General features: G+C 63.2%; 19 protein-coding genes. 11 read left to right on the forward strand and 8 right to left on the reverse strand.

What is annotated here, in order from left to right:
• Window positions 1-101: 101 nt before the first annotated feature.
• The 3 genes from BH682_RS24905 to BH682_RS24915 all read left to right on the forward strand — a co-directional run bounded on the left by BH682_RS24905 (window position 102) and on the right by BH682_RS24915 (window position 2,890).
• Window positions 102-977: a TIGR03619 family F420-dependent LLM class oxidoreductase gene (locus BH682_RS24905; protein WP_063315759.1), complete on the forward strand. Its 876-nt coding sequence runs from the start codon at window positions 102-104 to the stop codon at window positions 975-977.
• A 32-nt stretch (window positions 978-1,009) separates the two neighbouring features.
• Window positions 1,010-1,501, forward strand: coding sequence for a nuclear transport factor 2 family protein (locus BH682_RS24910; RefSeq protein WP_003939809.1), 492 nt, complete (start codon window positions 1,010-1,012; stop codon window positions 1,499-1,501).
• A gap of 129 nt (window positions 1,502-1,630) precedes the next feature.
• Complete coding sequence (locus BH682_RS24915; protein WP_075834429.1) at window positions 1,631-2,890, forward strand: Nramp family divalent metal transporter; 1,260 nt, start codon at window positions 1,631-1,633, stop codon at window positions 2,888-2,890.
• A gap of 56 nt (window positions 2,891-2,946) precedes the next feature.
• Here the strand turns inward: BH682_RS24915 and BH682_RS24920 are convergent, their stop codons facing one another.
• Window positions 2,947-4,542: an acyl-CoA synthetase gene (locus BH682_RS24920; RefSeq protein ID WP_075834431.1), complete on the reverse strand. Its 1,596-nt coding sequence runs from the start codon at window positions 4,540-4,542 to the stop codon at window positions 2,947-2,949.
• A 369-nt stretch (window positions 4,543-4,911) separates the two neighbouring features.
• Here BH682_RS24920 and BH682_RS24925 point away from each other — a divergent pair, with 369 nt between their 5' ends.
• Together BH682_RS24925 and BH682_RS24930 are read left to right on the forward strand one after the other, a co-directional pair.
• Window positions 4,912-5,850, forward strand: a complete 939-nt coding sequence (locus BH682_RS24925) for a 3-oxoacyl-ACP reductase (RefSeq protein ID WP_007729451.1) — start codon at window positions 4,912-4,914, stop codon at window positions 5,848-5,850.
• A 26-nt stretch (window positions 5,851-5,876) separates the two neighbouring features.
• Window positions 5,877-6,620, forward strand: coding sequence for an SDR family NAD(P)-dependent oxidoreductase (locus BH682_RS24930; protein ID WP_030537180.1), 744 nt, complete (start codon window positions 5,877-5,879; stop codon window positions 6,618-6,620).
• Between the two features lie 22 nt (window positions 6,621-6,642).
• Here the strand turns inward: BH682_RS24930 and BH682_RS24935 are convergent, their stop codons facing one another.
• Window positions 6,643-7,548, reverse strand: coding sequence for an amidohydrolase family protein (locus tag BH682_RS24935; RefSeq protein ID WP_190287646.1), 906 nt, complete (start codon window positions 7,546-7,548; stop codon window positions 6,643-6,645).
• 125 nt (window positions 7,549-7,673) lie between these two features.
• On the opposite strand from BH682_RS24935, the gene BH682_RS24940 reads away from it, so the two are divergent.
• The 3 genes from BH682_RS24940 to BH682_RS24950 all read left to right on the forward strand — a co-directional run bounded on the left by BH682_RS24940 (window position 7,674) and on the right by BH682_RS24950 (window position 10,418).
• Window positions 7,674-8,201: a nuclear transport factor 2 family protein gene (locus tag BH682_RS24940; RefSeq protein ID WP_050654616.1), complete on the forward strand. Its 528-nt coding sequence runs from the start codon at window positions 7,674-7,676 to the stop codon at window positions 8,199-8,201.
• Between the two features lie 4 nt (window positions 8,202-8,205).
• Window positions 8,206-9,339: an oxidoreductase gene (locus BH682_RS24945; protein ID WP_003940612.1), complete on the forward strand. Its 1,134-nt coding sequence runs from the start codon at window positions 8,206-8,208 to the stop codon at window positions 9,337-9,339.
• A gap of 80 nt (window positions 9,340-9,419) precedes the next feature.
• Complete coding sequence (locus BH682_RS24950; protein ID WP_042923998.1) at window positions 9,420-10,418, forward strand: MDR family oxidoreductase; 999 nt, start codon at window positions 9,420-9,422, stop codon at window positions 10,416-10,418.
• Between the two features lie 5 nt (window positions 10,419-10,423).
• Here BH682_RS24950 and BH682_RS24955 read toward each other — a convergent pair whose 3' ends face one another.
• Window positions 10,424-10,975 carry a ribonuclease H family protein gene (locus tag BH682_RS24955; RefSeq protein WP_075834433.1) on the reverse strand — a complete coding sequence of 184 codons (552 nt, stop codon included), beginning with the start codon at window positions 10,973-10,975 and terminating at the stop codon, window positions 10,424-10,426.
• 45 nt (window positions 10,976-11,020) lie between these two features.
• Here BH682_RS24955 and BH682_RS24960 point away from each other — a divergent pair, with 45 nt between their 5' ends.
• From BH682_RS24960 to BH682_RS24970, 3 genes are all read left to right on the forward strand, one after another.
• Window positions 11,021-11,974 carry a DNA-3-methyladenine glycosylase family protein gene (locus BH682_RS24960; RefSeq protein ID WP_042448519.1) on the forward strand — a complete coding sequence of 318 codons (954 nt, stop codon included), beginning with the start codon at window positions 11,021-11,023 and terminating at the stop codon, window positions 11,972-11,974.
• 17 nt (window positions 11,975-11,991) lie between these two features.
• Entirely contained in the window at window positions 11,992-12,642 is a 651-nt protein-coding gene (locus BH682_RS24965) for a pyridoxamine 5'-phosphate oxidase family protein (protein WP_063315758.1), read from the forward strand.
• A 111-nt stretch (window positions 12,643-12,753) separates the two neighbouring features.
• Window positions 12,754-13,251 carry a hypothetical protein gene (locus BH682_RS24970; protein ID WP_003940625.1) on the forward strand — a complete coding sequence of 166 codons (498 nt, stop codon included), beginning with the start codon at window positions 12,754-12,756 and terminating at the stop codon, window positions 13,249-13,251.
• A 7-nt stretch (window positions 13,252-13,258) separates the two neighbouring features.
• On the opposite strand, the gene BH682_RS24975 is transcribed toward BH682_RS24970, so the two are convergent.
• The 5 genes from BH682_RS24975 to BH682_RS24995 all read right to left on the reverse strand — a co-directional run bounded on the left by BH682_RS24975 (window position 13,259) and on the right by BH682_RS24995 (window position 17,395).
• Entirely contained in the window at window positions 13,259-13,648 is a 390-nt protein-coding gene (locus BH682_RS24975; protein ID WP_003940184.1) for an ArsR/SmtB family transcription factor, read from the reverse strand.
• Between the two features lie 60 nt (window positions 13,649-13,708).
• Window positions 13,709-14,905, reverse strand: coding sequence for an acetyl-CoA C-acetyltransferase (locus BH682_RS24980; RefSeq protein ID WP_063315757.1), 1,197 nt, complete (start codon window positions 14,903-14,905; stop codon window positions 13,709-13,711).
• A gap of 40 nt (window positions 14,906-14,945) precedes the next feature.
• On the reverse strand, window positions 14,946-15,398 hold the full coding sequence (locus BH682_RS24985) for a MaoC family dehydratase (protein ID WP_003940415.1): 453 nt from the start codon (window positions 15,396-15,398) through the stop codon (window positions 14,946-14,948).
• A 67-nt stretch (window positions 15,399-15,465) separates the two neighbouring features.
• A complete protein-coding gene (locus tag BH682_RS24990; protein ID WP_042448526.1) occupies window positions 15,466-16,212 on the reverse strand; it encodes a GntR family transcriptional regulator in 747 nt (248 codons plus the stop codon).
• 31 nt (window positions 16,213-16,243) lie between these two features.
• The gene (locus BH682_RS24995; RefSeq protein WP_003940468.1) at window positions 16,244-17,395 is read right to left on the reverse strand and encodes an acyl-CoA dehydrogenase family protein; all 1,152 of its coding nucleotides are present in this window, start codon (window positions 17,393-17,395) and stop codon (window positions 16,244-16,246) included.
• Between the last annotated feature and the right edge of the window lie 144 nt (window positions 17,396-17,539).

The following is a 17,539-nucleotide window of genomic DNA, read 5'->3' on the forward strand; positions in this document are numbered from 1 at the left end:
ATAACCCAGGTCACAGTTTCTGGAAAGTGAATCGATCTTTTCGATCCCGATCAGCGGTAATTCACCTGCCGCTGGGCGAGTGGGGACGCTATAAACGCCCGATGCACCTGGGAATCGTCACGCCGGTCCTGATTCAGCACCCGAGCACGCGCTCGGAGTGGGAGGCAAGTGCTGACATCGGCGAGATCGCCACAGTGGCCGCCACGGCGGATCGACTCGGTTTCCATCATCTGACCTGCAGTGAACACGTGGCGGTCCCCGAGGAGATTGCCACCGAGCGCGGCGGAACCTACTGGGATCCGCTCGCCACCCTTGGTTTTCTCGCCGCGCGTACATCACGAATCCTGCTGGCGACCCAGGTGCTGGTGTTGGGCTACCACCACCCCCTCGAGATCGCCAAGCGTTACGGAACGCTTGATCGCGTCAGCAATGGACGCCTGATACTCGGCCTCGGGGTGGGGACTCTGAAACAAGAATTCGATCTCATAAATGCTCCATTTCCCGACCGAGGAGCGCGCGCTGACGATGCCTTGGCCGCACTTCGGGCATCACTGTCGACGCCGACTCCGGAGTATCACGGCGAGTTCTACGACTACTCCGGATTTGTCGTCGAACCCCACGCCGTCCAGAAACGGGTGCCGCTGTGGATCGGCGGCCGGACCAAGAGATCGCTGCGCCGGGCCACCACACACGGCGACGGGTGGGTGCCGTTCGGGCTGCGATTCTCCGAACTGAAGGAAATGCTCGACGCCACGACGCTCCCCGACGGATTCGACGTGGTGCTTCCCGCCGGTGCGCCGCTCGATCCTCTCGGCAATCGCGAATCCACCCTTCGCGCCTTGACTCGCGTCCGTGACGCCGGGGCGACCATCGCCAGCTGCTCGGTCGGCGCTCGAAGCGTCGAGCACTACTGCGAACAACTCGAAGAACTTCACCGAATCGCCCTCGCCGAGGGCTTTTCTTTCACCACTTCCTGATTCCCCGACAATTCAATGCAAAGGACGTACCGATGACCGACTCGACCGCCCTGATCGAATCCCTGCTCGCCCGAGTGGAATTGCTCGAGGACAAGCTCGCGATCACCGAACTGCTGACCACATACAGCCCTGCCGTCGACAGCGGATCAGCCGACGAGGTCGCGAACCTGTGGCTCGAGGACGGCGTCTACGACGTCGATACCGGTGCGATGCACGGCCGCGGCGAACTGCGCGCGATGGTTCACAGCGCCTCACACCAGAACTGGATCATGAACGGCGCGGCCCACATGATGACACCCGCCCACATCCGCATCGACGGCAACAAGGCCGTCGCGACCTGCCATTCGCAGTTGGTCATCAAAGATCCCGAGAACCCGACGGGATTCAAGGTCCTCCGCATCACCGCAAACCGTTGGGAACTGATCAAGACAGACGGCGAGTGGAAGGTCGAACTGCGTACCAACGCCCTCCTCGACGGCCGACCCGAGGCTCGCGCTCTCCTGGCTGCCGGCGTGACGGCCTAACCGGCCTGTGCGCGGTTAGGGACCCTCTGCGGTCGCTGACCGCGCACAGCTGTTGAAAGTTCGGCTCCCCGAACTCTATAGTTCACTTATTTGAACCAACAGGTCCGAGTACGTGTGACCAGGAGACCGATGAGCACCAGTACGCAAGAGCCGACGACTCCGCGCCGACGACCCACGGGGAGATCCACGGGGAGATCCATCGCCCTGCTCGGTCCGGCGTTCGTCGCGGCAATCGCGTACGTCGATCCGGGCAACGTCGCCGCCAACCTCACCGCCGGCGCCAAGTACGGCTACCTCCTCATCTGGGTACTCGTACTCGCCAACGCGATGGCCGTCCTCGTGCAGTATCTGTCCGCGAAACTCGGTCTCGTCTCCGGCAGATCCCTGCCCGAAATGCTGGGTCAGCGCCTGCGTAAGAACAACCGCCGCGCCTTCTGGCTCCAGGCCGAGATGATGGCGATCGCGACCGACGTCGCCGAAGTCATCGGCGGCGCCATCGCACTCAACCTGCTCTTCAACATCCCGCTCTTCCTCGGCGGACTGATCACCGGATGCGTGTCGATGGTCATCCTGACGATCCAAAGTCGGCGCGGACAGCGCACTTTCGAGTTCGTGGTCATGGGATTGCTGGCCATCATCACCATCGGCTTCCTGACCGGGCTCGCCTTCACCGACGTCTCCGGCAGCGAGGCCGTCGCCGGACTGGTCCCCCGCTTCGAAGGAACCGAGACCGTACTGCTCGCCGCCAGCATGCTCGGAGCAACGGTCATGCCGCACGCGATCTACCTTCACTCCGCATTGGCACGTGATCGCCACGGCCACATCAAACCCGGCCCACGGTTGCAGCGACTACTCAAAGTCACCCGTTGGGATGTCGTCGTCGCGTTGATCATCGCCGGTGGCGTGAACATCGGCATGCTGCTTCTGGCCGCTTCGGCGCTGCGCGGAGTACCCGGCACCGACACCATCGACGGCGCGCATGCCGCGATCGAGAATTCGCTCGGCCCGGGTGTAGCCGTGGTGTTCGCGATCGGCCTCCTCGCCTCCGGACTCGCGTCGACCTCCGTGGGATGCGCGGCCGGCGCCGAGATCATGCATGGTCTTCTGGCCATTCGGATTCCGGTGATCACACGCCGGATCGTCACGCTCATCCCGGCACTGATCGTGCTCGGACTCGGCGTCGACCCGACGCTGGCGCTCGTGCTCAGCCAAGTGGTCTTGAGCCTGTGCATCCCCTTCGCGATCATCCCGCTGGTGCGAATGACCTCGGACCCCGAACTCATGGGCGACGCGCGCAATGCCCCGCTCACGACCGTCGCGGCGTGGATTGCGGCGGGCTTGATCGTTGCACTCAACGTCGCTCTGCTGGTTCTGACGGTGACAGGCTAGAGCACCGGAGCCGCCCAACGCGTCCCTCACAAACGCGCTGGACGGCTCCGGCCGGACTAGGAGACTTGCTCGGCGAGAGTGGCCTTGGCCCAGCGATAGTCGGCCTTTCCGCTGGGAGAACGCCTGATCGACGGAACATTCATGACGGTGCGCGGCACTTTGTACCGAGCGACCTGCGACGCGCAATGCTCACCGATCTCGGCAGCGTCCGGGACGTCGAAGCCTTCGCGGGTCGTGATGACCGCAGCGACGCGCTCACCGAACTTCGCATCCGGAATTCCCGCGACCAAAGCGTCGAGCACCGCCGGGTGACTCTTGAGCGCCTGCTCGACCTCTTCCGGATACACCTTCTCCCCGCCGGTGTTGATGCACTGAGAACCACGTCCCAGCAAGACGATCGAGCCGTCGGCTTCCACGCGTCCGACGTCGCCGAGCACCGACATCCGCACCCCGTCGATCACCGGGAACGTAGCCGCGGTCTTGACCGGATCATTGAAGTAGCCGACCGGCACGTGACCGCTGCGAGCGATGTAGCCGGTCTCGGGCGATCCCGGCTCCAGCGGCCGCATCCTTTCGTCCACGACGCGGGTCTCGTCGCGAGCGGCGATGCGCATCAGGCCGTCTTCGCCGATCTCCAGATTGCCGTCGACGCCCGACTCCGAGGAGCCGAATCCGTCGCGGATCACCAGGTTCGGAAGCATCGACTTGAGCTGCTCCCGCAGTGAGAGCGAGAACAAGGCTCCGCCGGACGAGACCATTCCGACCGTGCTGAGGTCGTAATCTACTGCGTTTGCTGCCAATTCGTCTGCGAGCGGACGTGCCATCGCGTCTCCGACGACGGTGATGGAGACGGCCTTCTCACTTCCGGCGAGCTGCAGCGTCGCCTTCGCGTCGAACCGCGCCATGAGAATTGCGTTGGCGCCCATGAAGAATCCGGTGAACAGCGAGTACGACGCCGCACCGTGCATCAGAGGCGCGGTACTGAGCATGTTCATCGCGGGGACGTTCGGCACCGCGGCGAACAGAGCCTCGGCGGTCGTGTACGGCGGACCGAACGGATTTCCGCCGGTGAGCGCCGCGAAGTAGAAGTCTTCATGACGCCACATGACGCCCTTGGGCATCCCCGTCGTGCCGCCGGTGTAGATGACGAAGAGGTCGTCGTTGCTGCGGGGCGCGAAGTCACGAGTAGCGGGCTGCTCCGCGGCGGCGTCGGCGTATCCAACGACGTCGACACCTTCGATGTCGCGGACCACGGACTTGCCGACGACAACGACGTGTTTGATGCCGGGCGCGGCCGGGAGAACCGTCTCCACGACGGAAACGAACTCCTCGTCCACGATCAGTGCCACCGACTGCGAATCGTTGTACAGATAGGTCAGTTCGGCGTCGACGTAGCGATAGTTGACGTTGATCGGGACCGCGCGAATCTTGAGGCACCCGAGCAAACTCTCGACGAACTCGATGCTGTTGCGCATGTGCAGAGCAACGTGATCGCCGGGCCCGACACCGACACTCGCCAGGTGGCGGGCGATGCGATTCGAGCCCTCGTCCAGCTCGACGTAGGTGCGACGACGGCCATCGCACACGAGCGCCGTGCGGTCCGGAATCAGATCCGAGATGCCCTCGTACAGATCTGCCAAATTCAGTGACACTGCTGGTGCCTTCCTTGATGTCCGGCCCGGTGAATTCGGGGCCGACCGTACTGCGTTTTCGGTGAGAACTATCCGACCCTGGAGCCGACGAATGCGGCCGAGAACTGAGCGGATCGGTGGTGACGCAAACGCGTACGCGGTGGGATCGCCGCGTCGACCCAAGGTGACATGCAGCGCTCGTGACCCAGATCACCGCTCCCGCTGAGTGAGACTCCTCCTCAGTCGGCCAAACTTCTGTTCAAAACTAGAACTAATTCTGATTTCGCTCGAATGATTTTTTCGGAACGACTACCGAACTCTCGACTTCAAATTAGAATGAATACTAATTTTGCAAGACGTACCCGACCGCCCGGATCGAAGGAGCACGACATGACGCAATCACTGAGCTTGGAAGGCAAAGTTGCCGCCGTCACCGGCGCCGGCGCCGGCCTGGGTCGCGCCGAAGCACTCGGACTCGCGGCTGCCGGTGCAGCCGTCATCGTCAACGACATGGGTGCAGCGGCCAACGACGTGGTCGACGAGATCAAGGCCGCAGGTGGACAGGCACTCGCCATCACCGGCGACGTCTCCGACTGGTCGCTCGGCGGGCGCATCATCGAAGAGGCTGTCAAGAACTTCGGATCCTTCGACATCCTCGTCAACAATGCAGGCATCCTGCGCGACAAGATGATCTTCAACCTGACCGAATCCGATTGGGACGACGTCATCCGCGTGCACCTCAAGGGCCACGCCGCCACCTCGCACGCAGCCGCAGTCCACTGGCGCGCAGCCAGCAAGGCAGCCGACGCACCGGTCTACGGCCGCATCATCAACACCTCTTCCGAGGCCTTCCTCTTCGGCAGCGCCGGACAGCCCAACTACTCGGCAGCCAAGGCCGGCATCACCGCTCTGACGCTCTCGAGCGCAGCAGGTCTCTCCCGCTACGGCGTCCGCACCAACGCGATCTGCCCCCGTGCCCGCACCGCCATGACGGCAGAAGCCTTCGGCGAGAACAACACCGGCGTCGTCGGCCTCGATCCGCTTGCACCCGAGCGCGTCGCGACCCTGGTCAGCTACCTCGCATCCCCCGATTCCGACGAGATCAACGGACAGGTCTTCGTCGTCTACGGCAAGATGGTGGCGTTGATGGAAGCACCCAAGGTCGAGAACCGTTTCGACGCAGCCGGATCCGCGTTCACCGTCGAAGAACTCGGTGGCCAGCTCTCGTCTTACTTCTCCGGCCGTGGGCCGTACGAGACCTACGCCGCCTACAGCATCGCCGGCCTCGAAAAGATTGCACTTGCAGTCGACGAGACCGCAACAGTTTGAGCAGCACTTACGAAGAGGAGCGTTTCATGAGGTTGAACGGCAAGGTAGCGATCGTCACCGGCGGCGCCGGTGGAATCGGTCGTGCCATCACCCGAGTCTTCGCCCGTGAAGGCGCGAAGGTCCTGTTCGTCGACATCAACGACGAGCAGGGCCAGGCCCTCGAACAAGAACTGGCCGGCTCCGGCAAGTTCCTGAACGTCGACCTTGCTGCCGCCGGTTCGGCCGAGCAGATCCGTGACGCCGCGCTCGAGGCTTTCGGCAAGCTCGACATCCTGGTGAACAACGCTCACGCGTCCCGTCAGGCTCCGTTGCTCGAAACCACGCAGGACATGTTCGACCTGTCCTTCAACACCGGTTTCTACCCCGTTGTCCACCTCATGCAGGCGTGCCACGACGAACTCGCGAAGACCAAGGGTTCCGTCGTCAACTTCGCGTCGGGTTCAGGTTTGGACGGAATGCCGACCCAGACGTCCTACGCTGCGGCCAAGGAAGCTGTGCGAGGCCTGACGCGCGTCGTCGCCAACGAGTGGGCGCCGGAAGGCATTCGGGTCAACGTGGTCTGCCCGTTCGCCGCCACCGAAGGCGTCGTCAAGTGGCAGGAAGCCTTCCCTGAGCGCGCAGCCGCATCGGTTGCCAAGGTGCCTCTCGGACGCATCGGTGATCCCGAAACCGACATCGCTCCCGTCGTGGTGTTCCTGGCGAGCGACGATTCCAAGTACATGACGGGTCAGACGTTGATGGCCGACGGCGGCAGCATCAAACTGCGCTGAGTCGAAGTTCTTCTCGGTGAGCTCAGCTCACCGAGAAGAGCTTGGCGGCGTTGTCGTGCACGACGGCTCGCAGCCATTCGTCTCCGAGATCGAAGCGCGTAACCGCTTGCAAGGCTGTGAGATACGGGTACGGAATGTTCGGGAAGTCGCTACCGAACAGAATCCGGTCCTGCATGTCGACGAGCCGTGATACGTCTACCTTCGGGAAGGCACACTGCTCTTCCGTGAAGTCGGTGAACGCCATGGTCGTATCCAGGCGGACGTTGCCGTAAGCCTCTGCCAGATCGAGGAATTCGCTGTACTCGGGCATCCCCATGTGGGCGACGATCAACGACAGGCGCGGGTACCGTGCGAGCAGCGAAGCAATGCGATCAGGTCCCGTGTACTCCCCCGGCGCCGGTCCCGATCCACAGTGGATCACGATGGGCGTCTCGGAGTCCTCGAGTTGCCCCCAGACCTTGTCGAGCAGAGGGTCGTTCGGGTCGTAGTTTCCGACCTGGATGTGGGACTTGAAGATTCGCGCGCCCGACTCCAATGCCTTGCCGACGTACGACGCCGCCGACTCCTCGGGATAGAACGTGGCCGTGTGCAGGCAATCGGGCGTTTGCGCGGCAAATTCGACGGCCCACTGATTGAGCCACTCGGCCATCGCGTGCTTGTGCGGGTAGATCATCGACGTGAAAGCCCGGACACCGAACTCGCGGAGACGGTGTACCCGCTCCTCCTCGGCAAGTCGGTACGCGATCGGCCATGGTCGACCGATCATCGGTCCCGCCGAATCGAAGTAGCCCCACACCTTGTCCATGACGCTCTTCGGCATGAAATGGGTATGGACGTCGATCACGCCAGGAACACCCAACTCGCGCCAAAAAGCCCGAACCTCGGCGATCTCCTCCGGTCCGGTCGATGGGACCTCTTCGGTACACACGTCTGACACCCCTTTCGTTCGCTCGACCATACCGAGTGCCGTCGCGCTCACCGGGACAGGTCGTTGACGGCCCGCCCGGAGCACCCGAATGTGAACCCATCTTGCCGATCACCGTTGGAGGTTGAATGTCTCAGGCCGAGTCCGAAGTGGGGTCGATCAGTGCCGTCGAGGAACTGCTCGCAATCGAGGAAATCAAGCGTGTGTTCGCCGCGCGCCTACGCTGCATGGACACCAAGCAGTGGCACGTCTACCCAACCCTGCACACCGCAGACGTCGTCAGCGAGACGTGGGGCGGACTCCCGACAGACAAGCAACCCAAGACCGGCGACACCTCGAACCAGGTAGTGGGCATCGACAAACTCACCGCGGCAATTCGGAACATGCTCGACGGCGAAATCCCCCTCACCACGGCGCACCACGCACACACTCCCGAAATCGTGCTGACCTCGCCCACCACCGCAACCGGCATCTGGGCGATGGAGGACATGCTGTGGTGGAACGACGGCGAGAAAGAACTGCACCTACACGGCTACGGCCACTACCACGAGAAATACCGCAAAGAAGACGGCAAGTGGCTGATCAGCTACCGAACCCTCACCCGGCTCCGTGTCGACCAGGACCCCGGATTCTTCCGATTCATGAAAGCGCTGTGACGAAGTGACCAACCCGCTGTTCCAACCGCTCCGCATCCGTTCGCTCGAACTGTCCAACCGCATAGTCATGTCGCCGATGACGCGCACGTACTCCATCGAGGGCGTGCCCGGCCGCGACGTTGCCGACTACTACCGCCGACGAGCTGAGGGCGGCACCGGACTGATCGTCACCGAAGGCGTCGCGATCGATCACGAGACTGCTGTCGACCACGCCAACGTCCCCAACCTCCACACTCCCGCTGCTCAGGCCGGATGGCGGAAGGTAGTCGACGACGTGCACGCTGCGGGCGGCAAGATCGTGCCTCAACTCTGGCACGTCGGACCTCTGTGGGGCGCGATGACGCAGATGGACCCCTCACTCAAGCCGATGCGCCCCTCTGGCGAATGGGGCCCGCTCGGCGTCACCTCGTACTCCGCTGCCTACGTCGAACGCGCACAGGCCAGCACCGAAGCGATGACCGAGCAGGACATCCAGGACGTCATCGACGCGTACGTCCGTAGCGCGAAGCACGCCGTCGAACTCGGCTTCGACGGCATCGCGATCCACGGCGGTCACGGCTACCTCCTCGATTCCTTCTTCTGGGAGGGCACCAACCAGCGCGACGACGCGTGGGGAGGCGACCTGGAGCGTCGTACCAGGTTCCCGGCCGCCGTCGTCGCCGCGATCCGCGCGGCCATCGGACCGGATCTGCCGATCATCTACCGTTTCTCACAGCACAAGCAGCAAGATTTCACCGCGAAGATCGCCGAAACCCCCGAAGAGTTGGGCGTCATCCTGGGCGCGCTGGTCGACGCCGGAGTCGACGTTCTCGACGCCAGCATCAGGCGTTTCGACGTGCCGGCCTTCGAAGGCAGCGATCTCTCGTTGGCGGGTTGGGCGAAGAAGCTGACCGGCGCCGTCACGATGGCCGTCGGCAGCGTCGGTATCGGAAAGTCGCTGCGGGACAGCCGCATCGAAGGCGTCGCACCTGTAGTCGACAACATCCCACAGCTCGAGGAGCGCATCGGCAGCGGAGAGTTCGATCTGATCGCGATCGGCCGTCTCCATCTCGCCGATCCGGCATTGGCAACTACCCTGCGCGCCGGTGGCCCGCTACCGGCGTTCGATCGAGCGGTGCATGAGGGCAGCTTGATCTAGGGGCTCCGCCCCTGTGCGCCTTTCCGGTAGTTCGCACTACCAAAAAGGCGCACAGGGCCGAAGGCCTTTATGTTCGACCCATGACTACTTTCAACGCCTGGGTCGCCCGCGACAGCGACGGCACCATCGACTTCGCCCCCGAAACCGTCGACGAATCCTTCCTCCCGGCAGGTGAGGTCACCATTCGCGTCGAGTATTCGAGCGTCAACTACAAGGACGCGCTCGCGGTCACGCCGAAAGGCGGGGTAGTTCGCGAGTACCCGATCGTCCCCGGCATCGACGTCGCCGGCGAGGTCATCGCCTCCGAGTCCGACGCATTCGCCCCGGGAGACAAGGTCGTCGCACATGGCTACGAGATCGGGACCGCCCGCAACGGCGGCTACGCCGAGATCGCCCGTTTGCCTGCCGAGTGGGTCGTGAAGCTCGACGGCATTTCCACCGCCGACGCTGCCGCGATCGGCACGGCAGGATTCACCGCGGCCATGAGTGTCCAAGCCATTCTGGCCAGCGGAGTGAAGCCCGCCGACGGTCCCGTCCTGGTGACGGGTGCGAGCGGCGGAGTCGGCACCGTCAGCGTCGACCTTCTGGCAAGCGCGGGCTTCGACGTGGTCGCCTCCAGCGGTAAGCCAGGCGCGGCAGACCTTCTGACGTCACTCGGTGCGTCTTCGGTGATCGGCCGGCTCCCCGAAGATCCCGACGCCAAGCCTCGCCCGCTCGGAAAATCTCAGTGGGCGGCGGCCGTCGACTGCGTCGGTGGAAAGACCCTCGCTCACGTTCTGAGCACGATCAACTACGGCGGTGTTGTGGCCGCCAGCGGATTGACCGGCGGCGCCGCGCTGCCTACGACCGTGCTGCCGTTCATTCTCCGCGGAGTCTCACTGCTGGGCATGGACTCGGTATTGATGCCGATCGAACCCCGTCGCGCGCTGTGGGCCCGTCTGGGCTCCGACTTGGCCCCACGTCATCTGAAGGAGATCACGAACCTCGTTGCCGTCCGCGACGTCGTCTCGGTGATCGATCAGGTCCGCGAAGGCAAGTACACCGGCCGGGCGCTGGTTCAGGTTGCCGACGGATTCTGAACCGCTCAGAAAAGTGTGAACAGATCTGCCGGTTCTTCGACCGTCGTGGACTTCTCCTTGTAAGGAGAGTTCACGGCGGTCGGTTCTTTCTTCACCGGGGCAGCAAGCGGGACCGATGCGATGTCCCCCGAGACGATGGCGCGTGCGGCTTCGCCGGCCAGCTTGTCTGCCATTTCGTTGTAGTGGTTGCCGACGTGCCCGCGCACCCAGCGAAAGCGCACCGGACCGACTCGATCGGTGATGGCTCGATCGATACTCTGCACCAGTTCGAGGTTCTTGACCGCCCCGCCGCTCGCGGTCTTCCAGCCCTTGCGCTTCCAACTGGGCAACCATTCGGACGCGCACTTGATGGCGTACTGCGAGTCGGATTCGATGAGTAGAGGATCAGTACCGGGATGGGCGACGACGGCCTCGAAGAGCGCACGCAACTCGGCAATCTGATTGGTACCGGACGCTTCTCCGCCGGACATGCTCGGACCCTCGTGATTGACCCACGCCCAGCCGATAGCCCCACCGGGGTTTCGCAGACAGGATCCGTCGGTGCTCACGATGATCATGGCTCGGACAATACGTTGCGCCACCGACACACGCCTTAACGGAGGATGGACGGTGGCGATACGCTGACCTCGATGACGCCGCTATCTCCGGTCGACGAAGTCACGGTGACTTCTCAGCGACCACTCGATGCCGCGCTGACGCTCAGCCCGCATCAGCGCGGACCCGGCGACCCCGCACATCGACGGTCAGCCGACGGAGCGATCTGGCGAGTTTCCCGCCAACTTTCGGGTCCTGTGACCTACCGCATCACCCAGTCGGATCGCCATACGGTCCGGGTACAGGCCTGGGGTCCCGGCGCCACGGAATTCCTGACCGGCGCCGAAGCGCTGCTCGGTCTCGACGACGAGGCCGAAGATTTTGCCCCCGAACATCCCAAGCTCGCCGAAGCTCATCGACGCTTCCCTCATCTGCGCATCGGCCGCACCGGCCGCGTCATGGAAGCTCTCGTTCCCGCGATCCTCGAGCAACGAGTCCACGGCATCGACGCATTTGCCGCGTGGCGCCGCCTGCTGACCAAGTTCGGGGAGCGCCCACCCGGCCCCGCGCCCGACGGAATGCGAGTTCCACTCACCGCGGACCAATGGCGTCGAATGCCGTCATGGGAATTCCATCGCGCGAACGTCGATCCAGCGAGGTCCAAGACGATCGTTCAGTGCGCTCGCGTCGCCGACCGCCTCGAGCAGGCATCCACGTTCCCCAGGACCGAGGCGACCAAACGGTTGCGAGCGGTACCCGGCGTCGGGATCTGGACTGCCGCCGAAGTGGCTCAGCGTGCATTCGGCGATTCCGATGCACTCTCGGTCGGCGACTACCACCTTTCTGCCGTCGTCGGGTGGTCACTGCTGGGTGAACCGATCGACGACGCCCAGATGGTGCAGTACCTCGCTCCCCTTCAACCGCATCGATACCGCGCCGTGAGGCTCCTGCAGGTCAGCGGGCAAGCCGTCAAACCCAAGTTCGGTCCGCGAACTGCCGTTGCCGACCACCGTTGGCACTGAGCATCAGGAGTTGGAAAATGTCGACCCGATACGCACACATCGCCTTCTCCCCCGCTGCGGTGGAGCGTCAGCGGTCGACCGGAAGTTTCACCGTGTACGGTTCGAAACTCGATCAGCCCGACGAAGGCCCGATGGAATTCGATTTCCGCGCGCAGGGATTCGTGAAATCCGTGGATTCCTTCTTCATGTCCACGGTGACGCCCGACGGTTGGCCGTACGTCCAACATCGCGGCGGCCCGCGCGGATTCCTGCATGTGTTGGGCCCGAATCGAATCGGATTCGCCGATCTCCCCGGCAATCAGCAGTTCGTGACGCTCGGCAATCTGGAAGAGAACAATCGCATCTCGCTGTTCGTCATCGATTACCCGACGCGAACGAGATTGAAGATCTACGGGCGTGCGCAGGTGATCGAAGCGGACGAGGACCCTGCACTACTGCAACAGCTCTTGCAAGTCCCCGGCGGCACCATGACGGCAAAAGCCCAGCGTTCCATCGTCATCGACGTCGAAGCGTTCGACTGGAACTGCAGTCGAAACATCACGCCACGCTTCGACAAGGAGCGCATGGACGAATCCCTCGCTCTGGCACGCCAACCCCTGCAAGCCGAGGTAGATCGGCTTAGTGCCGAGGTCGAAGAATTGCGTGCGCGGTTGTCGAAAAACGAATGAGACTAGGCGGTTTCAGGGCACTCGGAGTCGGGTAGCCACCAAACACGGCCCGTCGCGCGGAGACGACGGGTCCCGTTGTGCCCGAGGAGGTCCGCACGATCGATCCAGACGGTGGAGTTCTGGTTAACGAACTGCACCGCCACCATTCACGACTGGTTCCACACAGACAGATTGGCCGTCCCCATGAAACTGTCCCGAACTCTCACCATGTCCGTACTCGTCGTCGCCGCAGTCGGCGCCGGAGCCGGCACCGCGGTCGCAGCGCCCCCGAATGCGGGCTTCGATCCGTCCCAACCCCTACTGACACCGACCGCAGAGTCGAACAGCCAGGCGGCGTTGATGCTCTTCCCCGGTAACGATCCGAAGCAGGCCGCGTTCGACACGATGGCCAACGAGGTCAATATCGGCTGGAACAACGGTGGTCTGCAGTCGACCCTGATCGGAGCCAACCTCGGCGTCGGAATCGGCTGCCTGTCGATCTTCCCGAACTTCATCGCCGGCTGCATCGTCGGTGGAGTCATCGGCACGGTTGCCGGAGTCGGCGCAGGAATCACCAACGGAAACCCGAACGCTGCGCCGGCCGTCGAGAAGTTCTTCGCGACTCCTTGAGTAGCGCTCAGCTGTGCGTGTGCCCGGGGGTGGGTGTCTCGTCGTGAAAATGTGTGGCGCCGATCGAATGCAGCAGCTGGTGAACGGTGTCGTCCGCCAGTTGGTATCGCATCGATCGGCCGTCGCGGGTCGCGCTCACCCACCCCTGGCTACGCAGTAGCCGCAGCGCATGTGAGACGGCTGTGCCGCTCATCCCCAGCGCCACGGACAAATCCGTGACGCAGATACCCGGTGCGTGATGAAGGCAGAGCAACAGACGCAGACGATTGGTGTCGGAGAGAAGCTCGAAGCGACCGGACCAACTGGTGACGTCCAAACCCTCGAGTGCGGCCCTGGCGCGACGAACATCCTCGACGCTCAGCGCGCCACTGGTGTCTGCTGCGCCTGCATTCGTCAACCGACTGCCTCCGTAGAACTTCCGATCCCCCGCCGCAAGTGTACCCAGAAGCGAACCTCGTCAGGCAGACTCCACCACGGCCGCCATACCCTGGCCACCGCCGATACACATGGTCAACAGCGCTTTTCCGCCGCCGCGTCGGCCGAGTTCGTGAAGCGCGGTTGTTGCCATACGCGCACCCGTCGCTCCCACGGGGTGCCCGAGCGAGATGCCGGAACCGTTGACGTTCAGGCGATCGAGGTCCTCGAATCCCCATTCCTTCACGACGCCGAGAACCTGGCACGCAAACGCCTCGTTCAGCTCGACCAGATCGAAATCGGCAAAGCGTGCCCCGGTGCGAGCAAACAGTTTCGAGACGGCGGCAACCGGCCCGAGGCCCATCAGCGCCGGTTCACAACCGGCCGCGGCCCAACTGTCGAGGAACCCGATGGGTTCCAGCCCCAGCTCGTCCAGACGATCCTCGGCGACAACCAACATCGCTGCCGCAGCGTCGTTCTGCTGGCTGGCGTTACCGGCGGTCACGACGCCTCCCTCGGTCACCGCACGCAGCCGTGCCAGGGTTTCGAGTGAGGTATCCGGACGAATCCCCTCGTCAGCACGAAACTGTGTGACGTTCCCTTTTCGATCCGTCAGTTCGACGGCGACGATTTCGGCATCGAAGCGGCCGGATTCTCTTGCCAGTGTTGCCTTTCGGTGGCTGTCGACGGCGAAGGTGTCCGACTCTTCCCGCGTGATCCCGCAGCGTGTCGCGACGTTCTCGGCCGTTTCGATCATTCCGCTGATCCGACCGAATCGCCACTCGGGTTGCGAGCGCTCGCGGCCACGATCGAGGCGGTCGAACAGTTGCAGCCCACCGGATCTGGTGCCCCACCGCGCTCCGGTGGTGTAGTGCTCGATCCCGCTCATCGATTCGACGCCACCCGCGAGAACCACGTCGGCCGCACCCGTCTGGACCATCATGGCCGCGGAAACGATGGCCTGCAGACCCGTTCCACATCGGCGATCCGTCTGGAAGCCGGCTACCGAAATCGGCAACCCGGCCTCGAGCGCCGCCCACCTTCCGATGCACGGTGCCTCCGAATTGGCATACGACTGCCCCATCGCGACGTCGTCGATGCGGGACGGATCGATTCCGCTACGACGCACGGTCTCCTTGACGACGGTGGCAGCCAGACTTTCCGCAGGCACGTCACGAAGTGCCCCTCCGAAACGGCCCACCGCGGTTCTGACCGGCGCGACCAATGCTGCTCGTTTCACAACTGACCTCGAATCTCGTTCTGGAAGAATGGAAAAGGATTCAGGAGACCAACAGGCGCACGGTATCCGCTACCAGCGCAGGTTTACCCGCTCCTTCGATTTCGATCGTGTACCGCACGACTATCGTCGCGCCCTTCGCGGTGCGCTCGAAGGAAAGAATCTCCGCACCTGCCCGCACCGAAGAACCGACCTTGACCGGTTCGGGGAATCGCACCTTGTTGCTTCCGTAGTTCACGGTCATGGAGATTCCGTCGACACGCATCACCTGAGCGCCGAGCACCGGCAACAACGAAAGAGTCAGATAGCCGTGGGCGATGGTGCCGCCGTACGGACCCTGCGCTGCGCGCTCGGGATCCACGTGAATCCACTGGTGATCCTCGGTGGCGTCGGCGAACTTGTCGATCCGATCCTGTGTGACCGGGAACCACGCGCTGTAGCCCAAGTGCTCACCGACAGCCGTCTCTACTTCGTCGATTCCGTTGAAAATTCGCATAGTTCTCTCCTGAAAGGTGTTGAACAGCAAAGAAAAGTGCAGCGCTAATGTGCGCCGCGGCGCAGCGTCAATGTGCGCCGCGGCGCAGCGTGACCCGATACGTGTACTGCTCCGGCAAGAAATAGCTCACCGACAACTCGTTGGCAACGCCCTGCGCGTTGGAGTACAAACGGTCCACCCGCAACATGGCGTGGCCGATTTCGCAATCGACGTCCCTGGCAACGTCCGCCGTGGCCGGGGACACCGTGATCGATTGTGCTGCTTCGACAATCGGACTGTCGATCAGCGGTTCCAGCAAGCCGATCACCGTATTGGCGCTCACCGCACCGGCCGCCATGGCGGGCAGGTCGATGATCTGCCGCGCGATCGCCTCCGGCAGATGCGCCGTCGTCTGCACGAACGGAACTCCCTCGTGTATCCGCCGGAAGACCACGGTGTACACGACGTCGGTGTCGAGCCGAAGCCGACTGGCCGCCTCGATGTCCACGCGCCGGTGCAGCGGTGACACCACTTCCATCGTCGTGTCCCGCGAAAGGTTCATGAGATCTTCGATGGATCCGAGATGACGGAGATAGCGGCCGCTGTTCTCGGTCACGAACGTTCCGCGCCCGGGTACTCGGTACACGATGCCCTCGGCAACCAGATCGTGAAAGGCTCGGCGGACCGTCTGCCGACTCACGCCGTGATGCTGCGCCAGTTCGGATTCGGTGGGCAGTTGAATGCCGTCGCGGTAGGTACCGGCAGAGATCTGCTGACGAAGCTCACGAGAGAGGCGTTGGTACGCCGGCTCCGTCTCTCTTTCCTTACCGCTCATAGCGACATGATCCTACTTGCTCACCGGTCCGTCACAGACCGCCGCGGGCAACCAGCTGCGAAACGATCACGTTGCGCTGAATTTCGTTGGTTCCCTCCCCGACGATCATCAGTGGTGCATCACGGAAATACCGCTCGACGTCGTACTCCGTCGAGTAGCCGTAACCGCCGTGGATGCGGACGGCGGACAACGCGATTTCCATCGCCACCTCGGAGGCGTACAGCTTGGCCATGCCCGCCTCCATGTCGCACCGCTCGCCGCTGTCGTACATCTGCGCCGCGTGCCACGTCAGCTGCCGTGCGGCCGTCAGCTTCGTTGCCATGTCGGCGAGGTAATTGCCGATCGACTGGTGCTTCCAGATCGGCTGGCCGAAGCTCTCGCGCTGCTGCGCGTACGCAAGTGAATCTTCGAGTGCGGCCGTGGCGACGCCCAGTGCACGGCAAGCCACCTGGATACGGCCGGTCTCGAGCCCCTTCATCATCTGACCGAAACCCTTTCCGGGAGTACCGCCCAGAATGGCCGACTCGGAGATGCGGTAATTGTCGAAGGACAGTTCACAACTCTCGACGCCCTTGTATCCGAGCTTCGGGAGGTCGCGGGAGACGGTCAGCCCTTCGCCGTGCTCGACGAGAACGATCGAGATGCCCGCATGACGAGGGCTTGCGCTTGGATCGGTCTTGCACAGCAAGGCGATCACGCCGGATCGGCGGGCATTGGTGATCCATGTCTTGGCGCCGTTGACGACCAGATCTGTGCCGTCGCTCTTGGCGTTGGTTGTCATGGCCTGCAGATCGGAACCTCCGCCGGGCTCGGTGAGGGCCATCGTTGCCCGGATCTCGCCGGTTGCCATTCGCGGCAGGTACTTCACCTTCTGCTCTTCGGTACCGAACAGCGAGATGAGCTTGGCGACCACAGTGTGCCCGCCCATCGCTCCCGCCAGGGACATCCATCCGCGCGACAGTTCTTGCGTCACCTGCGCATAACAGGGCATGGACACCGGCGATCCGCCGTACTCCTCGGGAATCGCGAGCCCGTAGATCCCGATCTGCTTCATCTGATCGATCCACTTCTCGGGATACTCGTTCGCGTGCTCCACCTCCTGGACCGTGGGCTTGACCTCTCGGTCGACGAACCGGCGCACGGTTTCGATCAGGAATGTCTCTTCGTCGTTGAGCTTGAGCATGAATCCGCCTCGACTTGAAATAAATTTGTACGGCCATATTTCGATATTGTTCGCGCAATGTCAATACCGCGCCTTGACATCGATACGCAGCAACTGCCAGCATCGAGGCAGTTCGGTGCACATCAACGCCGTTCACGGCAGCTC

The sequence above is a fragment of the Rhodococcus sp. YL-1 genome (genome assembly GCF_001942025.1).
GTDB lineage: Bacteria > Actinomycetota > Actinomycetes > Mycobacteriales > Mycobacteriaceae > Rhodococcus_F > Rhodococcus_F qingshengii.

Bases quoted from the DNA above. Each gene is read 5' to 3' on its own strand.
- BH682_RS24950 (WP_042923998.1), top strand. From the start codon at position 9,420: ATGACTACTTTCAACGCCTGGGTCGCCCGCGACAGCGACGGCACCATC.
- BH682_RS24960 (WP_042448519.1), top strand. From the start codon at position 11,021: ATGGACGGTGGCGATACGCTGACCTCGATGACGCCGCTATCTCCGGTC.
- BH682_RS24990 (WP_042448526.1), bottom strand. From the start codon at position 16,212: ATGAGCGGTAAGGAAAGAGAGACGGAGCCGGCGTACCAACGCCTCTCT.
- BH682_RS24930 (WP_030537180.1), top strand. From the start codon at position 5,877: ATGAGGTTGAACGGCAAGGTAGCGATCGTCACCGGCGGCGCCGGTGGA.
- BH682_RS24925 (WP_007729451.1), top strand. From the start codon at position 4,912: ATGACGCAATCACTGAGCTTGGAAGGCAAAGTTGCCGCCGTCACCGGC.
- BH682_RS24910 (WP_003939809.1), top strand. From the start codon at position 1,010: ATGACCGACTCGACCGCCCTGATCGAATCCCTGCTCGCCCGAGTGGAA.
- BH682_RS24995 (WP_003940468.1), bottom strand. From the start codon at position 17,395: ATGCTCAAGCTCAACGACGAAGAGACATTCCTGATCGAAACCGTGCGC.
- BH682_RS24965 (WP_063315758.1), top strand. From the start codon at position 11,992: ATGTCGACCCGATACGCACACATCGCCTTCTCCCCCGCTGCGGTGGAG.
- BH682_RS24985 (WP_003940415.1), bottom strand. From the start codon at position 15,398: ATGCGAATTTTCAACGGAATCGACGAAGTAGAGACGGCTGTCGGTGAG.
- BH682_RS24940 (WP_050654616.1), top strand. From the start codon at position 7,674: ATGTCTCAGGCCGAGTCCGAAGTGGGGTCGATCAGTGCCGTCGAGGAA.
- BH682_RS24905 (WP_063315759.1), top strand. From the start codon at position 102: ATGCACCTGGGAATCGTCACGCCGGTCCTGATTCAGCACCCGAGCACG.
- BH682_RS24915 (WP_075834429.1), top strand. From the start codon at position 1,631: ATGAGCACCAGTACGCAAGAGCCGACGACTCCGCGCCGACGACCCACG.
- BH682_RS24955 (WP_075834433.1), bottom strand. From the start codon at position 10,975: ATGATCATCGTGAGCACCGACGGATCCTGTCTGCGAAACCCCGGTGGG.